1 protein-coding gene is annotated in these 578 nt (G+C 46.2%); it reads right to left on the bottom strand.

Features of this window, described 5'->3' with window-relative positions:
- Nucleotides 1-578 (bottom strand): FAD-dependent oxidoreductase (locus tag AC1M9K_RS14490; RefSeq protein ID WP_481589636.1); only part of this gene is annotated, 578 nt, incomplete at both ends.

The following is a 578-nucleotide window of genomic DNA, read 5'->3' as shown; positions in this document are numbered from 1 at the left end:
AAGCTGTTCAATTTATCTTGAAGAACTTGGTCAGCACGTAGTTTGGTATCAAACTCAACTAAAGTGACATGTTCAACGATACCAGCCAAATCAATCGCAGCTTCAACACCAGAGTTACCACCACCGATCACAGCCACACGTTTGCCTTTGAACAATGGACCATCACAGTGTGGGCAGTACGCAACACCACGTGTTTTGTATTCTTGCTCACCGGGTACATTCATTTCTCTCCAACGTGCACCTGTAGACAGGATGACCGTTTTCGATTCAAGTTTTGCACCATTCTCTAAAGTCACTTCAACTAAACCGTTGGCAGTTTCATCCGCACCTTTGATGTCAGACACACGTTGTAAGTTCATGATGTCGACACCGTATTCACGAACATGTGCTTCCATTTCAGCCGCAAACTTAGGACCTTGCGTCTTTTGCACTGATGTAAAGTTTTCAATGTCCATGGTGTCCATGACCTGACCACCCATGCGCTCAGCAACGATTCCTGTACGGATACCTTTACGAGCCGCATAGATTGCAGATGTGTTACCTGCAGGACCACCACCGATCACAAGCACGTCAAATGC

The sequence above is a fragment of the Acinetobacter sp. 24-47-67 genome, assembly GCF_056779735.1.
The sequence above is the reverse complement of the archived record's forward strand: the minus strand, read 5'-3'. Positions and strand labels throughout refer to the sequence as shown.